This is a genomic window from Barnesiella sp. CU968 (assembly GCF_905219685.1).
Taxonomy (GTDB): Bacteria; Bacteroidota; Bacteroidia; order Bacteroidales; family Muribaculaceae; genus Lepagella; species Lepagella muris_A.
Genome location: NZ_CAJMXD010000125.1, coordinates 1 through 7,380, shown reverse-complemented (window position 1 = coordinate 7,380; position 7,380 = coordinate 1). Strand labels below are relative to the sequence as shown.

Sequence of the window (7,380 nt, the reverse complement as noted above, 5' to 3'; positions counted from 1 at the left end):
CAGAAAATCGCGTAACCAACATGAATACAGAGTTTAACAATTTCGCATTAACAGATTTTAAGAGACGCCAGTGATAAGTTTTATTTTACATATGCCGGTAAAGATTATAATGACATTAATAATATCCAGGTATCAGGTCTTGATCCCAATACAAGTTATACCTTACGTTTTTCAGTGGTTTCTGATGGGGTTGTAATCCAGTCTTCGAGAAGCTTTAAGACTTCGGATTTGGTTTTAGTTACTAATCCTTCTGAGACAATATCTGATAACTGCGCAATTATCAGCGCTAAAACCAATATTTCGGATTATGAAACAGGAACGGGTTTTGAATGGCGAAGATATGATGCTCCTGAAGAAATGCCTTCCGTTCAGGCTCCTTGTCGCGCTGTCAACGGATCGCTTGCTGGTAAACTTAATGGATTAAGTAAATCTACATATTATAAATTCAGACCATTTTATAAAAGTGCGTCAGAAAAATTTTATTATGGAGAATGGGTTGCATTTATAACAGCGGATGCATATGTCTATTTTGAACCGTTAGTATATTGTTATGCTCCGACCGATATATCCGGTAATGCTGTTGTTTTGACGGGATATATTGTGCCTGGCTCTGAACAAATATTAAAATGTGGATTCCAATATAAATTGGTGGATGCCGTGGAGTGGATAACTGTTGAATGTTCATCAGATGATATGTCCACTAAAATTTACAATCTATTACCCAATGTAGAATATGAATTCAGGATGTTCGTAGAAACGTCCAAGGAAATAACCTATAGCCAGAAAGATACTTTCCATACATTGAATGTATCAGGTATAGACTCTGTGACACTAATTGATGAAAATATTGATCTCAAAATAAAGAATAGTAACGAACTGAGCGTGAAGATAAACGGTGGAGGTGATATTGCTGAAATGTTTATCTTTGATATGACAGGATGTCTTGAACAAAGTTGTACGGTTTTAGCTGACGGAAATTGGCATGATGTTGAGATAAATGGCGGTAATAATGGAATGAAGCTTCTGTTGATCACTACAAATCAAGGCAGATACTCTAAGAAAATACTTTTTAAATAAGTATTTATCGGGTAAAATAGCAAAATAACGCAGAAATTCCCAATTGGGAATTTCTGCGTTAGCCTTATTTAGAGAGAGGGATTGACGGCGGACGGGGCACCATGGGTGCCTTCACACCAACTCGGCGAGGAGGGTCGCGGAGGTGGCGTCGTTGACGCGGACACGGACGAAATCGCCGGGACGTACTCCCGATGCGGGGAATACCGCCACTTTGTTCTGGGAAGTGCGTCCGAACAGTTCATCGGCGTTGCGTTTGGATGTTCCTTCAACCAGCACCTCAAATTCTTTGCCGATGTCGCGGCGGTTGCTTTCAAGGGAAAGCTCGTTTTGCAGGGCGATCATGCGGTTGAGGCGTTCGATTTTTACGTCTTCGGGGATGTTGTCGGGCATTTCGCGGCTGGCAAGCGTGCCGGGACGTTCGGAATATTTGAACATGAACGCAGAATCGAAACCGGCTTCGCGCATCAAAGACAGCGTCTGTTGGAAGTCTTCCTCGCTTTCATTGTGGAAACCGGTGAACATGTCGGTGGAGAGTCCGGCATCAGGTATGATGCGCCTGATTGCCGCCACACGGTCAAGGTACCATTCGCGTGTGTATTTGCGGTTCATCGCCTTCAGTACGGAGTTGCTTCCGCTTTGCACGGGGAGGTGGATATGGCGTGCGATGTTGGGGTATTTCGCCACCACTTCAAGCGTGCGGTCGCTCATGTCCTTGGGGTGTGAGGTGGTGAAGCGTATTCGCATGTCAGGCGCGGCTTTTGCCACCATCTCGAGCAGGGCGGGGAAGTCTACGGCATCAGCGTCTTCCGAGGTGAAATCATAGCTGTTCACATTCTGTCCGAGAAGAGTCACTTCCTTGAAATTGCGGTCACGCAGGTCCGCGAGTTCGCGGAGAATGCTTTGCGGTTCGCGTGAGCGTTCGCGTCCGCGGGTATATGGCACGATGCAATAAGAGCAGAAATTGTTGCATCCCCGCATTATCGAGATGAATCCCGAGACACCGTTTGAGCCGATACGTCTGGGAACGATGTCGCGGTATGTCTCGGTAGTAGAGAGGTCGATGTTGATTGCCGGCGCGCCGGTTTCCGCCGCCGCCACAAGGTTCGGGAGGTCAAGATATGCATCAGGACCGGCGACGATATCCACACCGTGCCTGTCTATCAGCTCTTGTTTGAGACGCTCCGCCATGCATCCGATCACACCTATTATGATGTTGCGTCCCAGTTTGCGCCGCATCGAGTTCCAGTAAGCTATGCGAGAATAAATTTTCTGTTCCGCGTTGTCACGTATGGAACATGTGTTCAGGAGGACAGCGGCGGCTTCCGTGTCGTTTTCGGTTGTTTCATACCCCGCCATTTCCATCATTGCCGCCACTACCTCAGAATCAGCGACATTCATCTGGCAACCGTATGTTTCAATGCGCACTTTCTTTGAAAGCGTGCAATTTTTATCGTTATTTGGAATAAAAAATCTACTCTTTATAGTATTTTCTTGCATAAATTTATTACTTTTGTGCAAAATTACATAAATGCTTTAATCTAAGCAACACAAAAAACGATAAAGAACCATAAATCTAATAACGTTACATCATGAGTATCCCATTTATCACGGCAGAAGAGGCCGCCAGTTATATCAAGAACGGTGATAATGTAGCCTTTTCAGGTTTCACCGCTTCCGGTACTCCAAAAGTAGTGACGGTTGCATTGGCAGAACGCGCCAAGAAACTTCATGAGGAGGGAAAACCCTTCAAGATCAATGTGTTTACGGGCGCATCGACCAATGATCATGTCGATGGAGAGCTTGCACGCGCCAATGCAGTGGCAATACGCACACCGTATCAGAGCCACAGCGACATGCGTAAGTCGCTCAATTCCGCCGAGATGAATTATTTCGATCTTCATCTGAGTCACCTGTCGCAGGATTTGCGTTATGGTTTTTATGGAGACATAGATGTCGCCATTATCGAGGCTACAGAGATGAGCCCCAACGGTGAGGTTATCTTGGGTGCCGGACTCGGCATGACTCCGACTATCGCGCAGCTTGCCAAGAAAGTGATAATCGAATATTCCTCATATTACAGAAATTCTTTCAGAGGATTTCATGACAATTATGTGCCGCAGGATCCTCCTAATCGCAGAGAGATTCCGATCTACAAGCCGTCAGACCGTATCGGCAGCACCGTGCTTAAGATAGATCCGAAAAAGATTATCGGCGTGGTTCCCTCCAACGCATCGGAGAGCATCAAGCCGTTCACCGCGCCTGATGAGGTCAGCCAGCGCATCAGCGAGAATATCTGTCACTTCCTTGCGTCGCAGCTTCGCGAGGGACGCATACCCAAGGAGTTCCTTCCGATCCAGAGCGGTGTGGGCAATGTCGCCAACGCAGTTCTTTACGGACTGGGAGAGAATCCGGAGATTCCCCAGTTCGAGATGTATACAGAGGTGATACAGGATGCTGTGATGCATCTGATGGAGCAGGGGCGTTGCAAATTCGCGTCTACATGCGCTCTGACGTTCTCAGACGACGCGATGCTTCACTTCATGGACAATATCGATTTCTTCCGCGACAAGGTTCTGATGCGTCCCGGCGAGATTTCCAATAGTCCGGAGATTGTTCGCCGACTTGGTCTTATCGCAATGAATACGGCACTTGAGGCTGACATTTTCGGAAATGTGAATTCCACCCATGTGCTCGGTACGAAGATGATGAACGGTATCGGCGGTTCCGCAGACCTCTGCCGCAACGCATACCTTTCTATCTTCTCTTGTCCTTCTATCCAGAAAGGTGGCAAGATTTCGACAATCGTTCCTATGGTTTCGCATCTTGACCACAGCGAGCATTCGGTAAAGATCCTCGCTACCGAGCAGGGTGTTGCAGACCTCAGAGGCAAGGATCCGCGTCAGCGTGCCGAGACCATCATCGAGAATTGCGTTCATCCGATGTATAAGGAACTGATGTGGGATTACCTTAAGCTTTCAAAGGGAGGTCACACACCCCACACTNTCAAGGCTGCTTTCGCATTGCATCATGCATTCAGCGAGAAAGGCGACATGCTTGAAGCAGATTTCGCGAAATTTGTTTAAACAGTTTCTTAATGCGGAAAGTCGTTATTTACGACCTGTTTGACAACAATAGTTTAGGCATTAATAAAACAATCGCTCATAAAACCTTTAAACGCCCGGCGGAGTTTCCGTCGGGCGTTTTCAGTAGATGCCGGGTATGTCGCTCGCTTTTGTCAGTTGTGAATCTTCGCGGTTATTGATCTGTTATCGGTTGTGATTACACGCACTATGTATATTCCTTTGCTGAGGTTTGAGATATCAAGCATGGTAGCTTCGTTGTGATAGTCTACCACAGTTCCGTCTGGGGTATAAATGTAGACCATTGCTGTTGAATCGGGAAGTGTGATGATTCCATTGTTTACAACTATTCTGTTATATGATGAAGTGATATCGTTTATGCCAACGGCCACGCCATCTTTAAACGTTATGGAATGTATGGTAAGTCCTTTGTTGTTGACAGATGCACATTTTAATGCCAATCGATACTTTCCTGTTGCGGGAAGTGTGAAATCCACCTTTTCTTTTGCGGGAGAGTCGGACAAGGCGTGAACGGGAATAACTTTTAATGAGAATCTTTCATTTTCGCCGGGTATGGGTACCGCTTCAGGATCTGAGTGTTTTTCACCTTTGGAATCGGGAGTGTCTCTTTCGATCACGCAGAGGTATATTTCGAGAAGCTCCTCATAATTAATGTCGGTCCGTGAAATTTCAAGATCGAGGGAATAGTTAAGGTTGGAAGAAGCAGAATGGAATGGAGGCAGATAAGCGATATATTCCATAGCTCCTTGTTCGCCCCTATTCTTGAATGCCAGTCCGTTATCTTGAGTGAAAGACCGACCTTGGAGAGATTCAATGAATTTGTCGTCTGTGAGGTCGGGAGAGAATGGCCATTCGGTGACCTTCCCTCCGGCAACTTTGTTATTTGTAGCGATGTCTCCTTCCATTATCCCGTTCAGGACAGACACACCGTAGGAATAATTATCCCAAGGCGCATTTATCAGCTCATTATCGGTAAATGAAAGTTCTTCGGATTCTCCCACGCACAGTTTTTCTCCTATATTGATGTTTGGAGTGCGATAAATCCGATACCTCAGGTTTTCGGCATCAACATATCCGTTGTGTTTCCCAAGTTGTGCCCCCGAGAGTGCCGGCCATGTCACCACGGCAGCACCCTTCTCATTGATTTCAGCACGTATGGCAAAACTTGACAATGTTTTCGGGATGTCGTATCCCACCCATGCTTCCGGTGTTGTGGCTGTTTCGGAATCTGTGCCATAGAGTGTACATGTTGCTGAATAGGCGTACATGCCTGCTTCCGGCACATCGTCTTCAAATGACACTGATTTTCCAGGAATGGCGTCATCTCCGGTGAGTGTCTTTACGGTGACTGACGTGTTTTCTGTACCTGCAGAGTGTCGGATGACCGAGACTTTAGTTATTTCCGGAAGGCTTATTCCTGCATTTGTCTTGTCGGGTATCGTAAAGGATATCATAGCCTTGTTGGCACCCTTGTCATTTGGAATGAATGAGAGGTCGGAGATTGTTGCCGGTGTAGATACGGACTCTTCAATAAGTATATTGTCAAGATAAATCTTATTCCGGTTGGTGGTATTGCAGCGGAAACCAAAATAATACGAACCGTTGGCTGAGGGTGAAAAGAATGCGTCTGCGGATATTTTATCAGCTTCGCCCTTGTTTATGTTCGCGGTTGAAATTGTTTCCATATTTGTCAATGAGGGTTCTGTTCCTACAATAAAGCCAAGGTCTTTAGGATCCGGTTCGATTATGCTGCCTCCCCATCCGTATCCATCGTCTTCCTCAACCTCATCCACCCAAGAAAGGCAAGAAATCTTGTAGGTTTTTCCAGATTCGAGTTTCAGAGGGGGAGTGATGAGGGCGACATCGGCACTTCCGTAATATGGTCCCGTCAATTCTGCATATCCCGAATAGTTCCTGTTCCACTTTATGCTTGTGCTTGATGTGGCAATCGTAAAATTGCTGAATGTTGACAAATCGGAAAAATCTTCAGAAAATGGCACTGAAAACGCGCCGCCCGCAAAGATTCCGGGAGAATTCTGTGAAGAACTTTCTGTGTCTTTATAAACAGAATAGACTGAATATACGTATGATCCCGGTCCGTCAAGTTCAGTATCGGTATATGGAGAATCTCCTTTATAGTTCTCTACTACAGTGACATGTTGACCTCCGTTTTTAGATCGGGTTATTCTGTGGGAGAAGAGTTCCGGATTGATCCATCCTCCATTGTATCCCAGCATGCGCGCCTGCCAAGAAATCTCGACTCCGTTTCCAACCGCTCTTGCAACTACATTAAGAGGCGGTAGCGTTTTTTCATCTTCTCCCACCCATTTGCAGGTTATGACAGAAGAAGATGTGCATTCCGAATTTTCACCATAGTCATTGAAGGGCGCAATGTAGTAATAGTACTTTCCCGGTGTGGATATTGAAGATTTGCTATTTGTTTCATTATCTATGAATGAGGCTTTCTCTCCGGGAGTGCCGTCCCTTATTGTTGCGATTATGTTTTCTGCCTTGTATATATCAGACTTGTTGTCGGAAATGTGGCGATATATATTTGCACCTATTGTGCCTGAAATCTCAGAATTGTCTTTATTTTTTGAAGGCCATGTCCACGTTAGGGTTGTTTCCAGTTTACCCGAATTATCTGCGGTTGCGGTTGCAGACGTCACTTTCTGTGGATAATTCACGTCTTTTTCGATCTTAAAACCTGCACATTGTAATTTTTTGTCTGCAAAAGATCCGTTACCGTACCAGCTGCGTATTCCAAACCAATAAACACCGTCTTCAGAAACTGTGATTTTGCAATAATCCTTGTTGCCGTCTGTGGGACGATATTGGAAATTTGGAGAAGTCAAGTCGCGATTGCGATATGTAAAGAATACAGATGTGCTCTCGGAAATTGGAGACAAATTGTTTTTGTCTGATCCAAACACGATATAGAATCTTTCTTCATCGTTATAGTCGGCAGAGCACACATTCGCATAGATATAATATATTTCACCACACTTTAATTCCAAAGGTGTTCCATATACTAAAGTAGCCCCGCTCTCGCCCTTGTTTACTGGCTGTGTTTCCGCGTAGGGAGTTGAATCGTCGACCCATGTCCATTTGCCGTCGGTTGTGCCGGACAATATTTCCCATTGAGCTTCAAATTCAGACAGAGTTGCAGGTATTCTGTATTCCGTAATGGAAGCCGCTGCCG

4 protein-coding genes are annotated in these 7,380 nt (G+C 45.6%); 2 read left to right on the top strand and 2 right to left on the bottom strand.

The features are described from left to right. Positions 1-228 precede the first annotated feature (228 nt). Positions 229-1,077 (top strand): fibronectin type III domain-containing protein, encoded by an 849-nt coding sequence (locus JX312_RS06460; protein WP_204457442.1) that lies wholly within the window; start codon positions 229-231, stop codon positions 1,075-1,077. A gap of 111 nt (positions 1,078-1,188) precedes the next feature. Here the strand turns inward: JX312_RS06460 and miaB are convergent, their stop codons facing one another. Beyond that, positions 1,189-2,574: a tRNA (N6-isopentenyl adenosine(37)-C2)-methylthiotransferase MiaB gene (miaB, locus tag JX312_RS06455; RefSeq protein ID WP_204457441.1), complete on the bottom strand. Its 1,386-nt coding sequence runs from the start codon at positions 2,572-2,574 to the stop codon at positions 1,189-1,191. 92 nt (positions 2,575-2,666) lie between these two features. Here miaB and JX312_RS06450 point away from each other — a divergent pair, with 92 nt between their 5' ends. After that, positions 2,667-4,160 (top strand): succinate CoA transferase, encoded by a 1,494-nt coding sequence (locus JX312_RS06450; protein WP_204457440.1) that lies wholly within the window; start codon positions 2,667-2,669, stop codon positions 4,158-4,160. Positions 4,161-4,312: 152 nt separating this feature from the next. On the opposite strand, the gene JX312_RS06445 is transcribed toward JX312_RS06450, so the two are convergent. Further along, the coding region (locus tag JX312_RS06445; RefSeq protein WP_204457439.1) for a T9SS type A sorting domain-containing protein at positions 4,313-7,380 on the bottom strand (3,068 nt) is incomplete at its 5' end.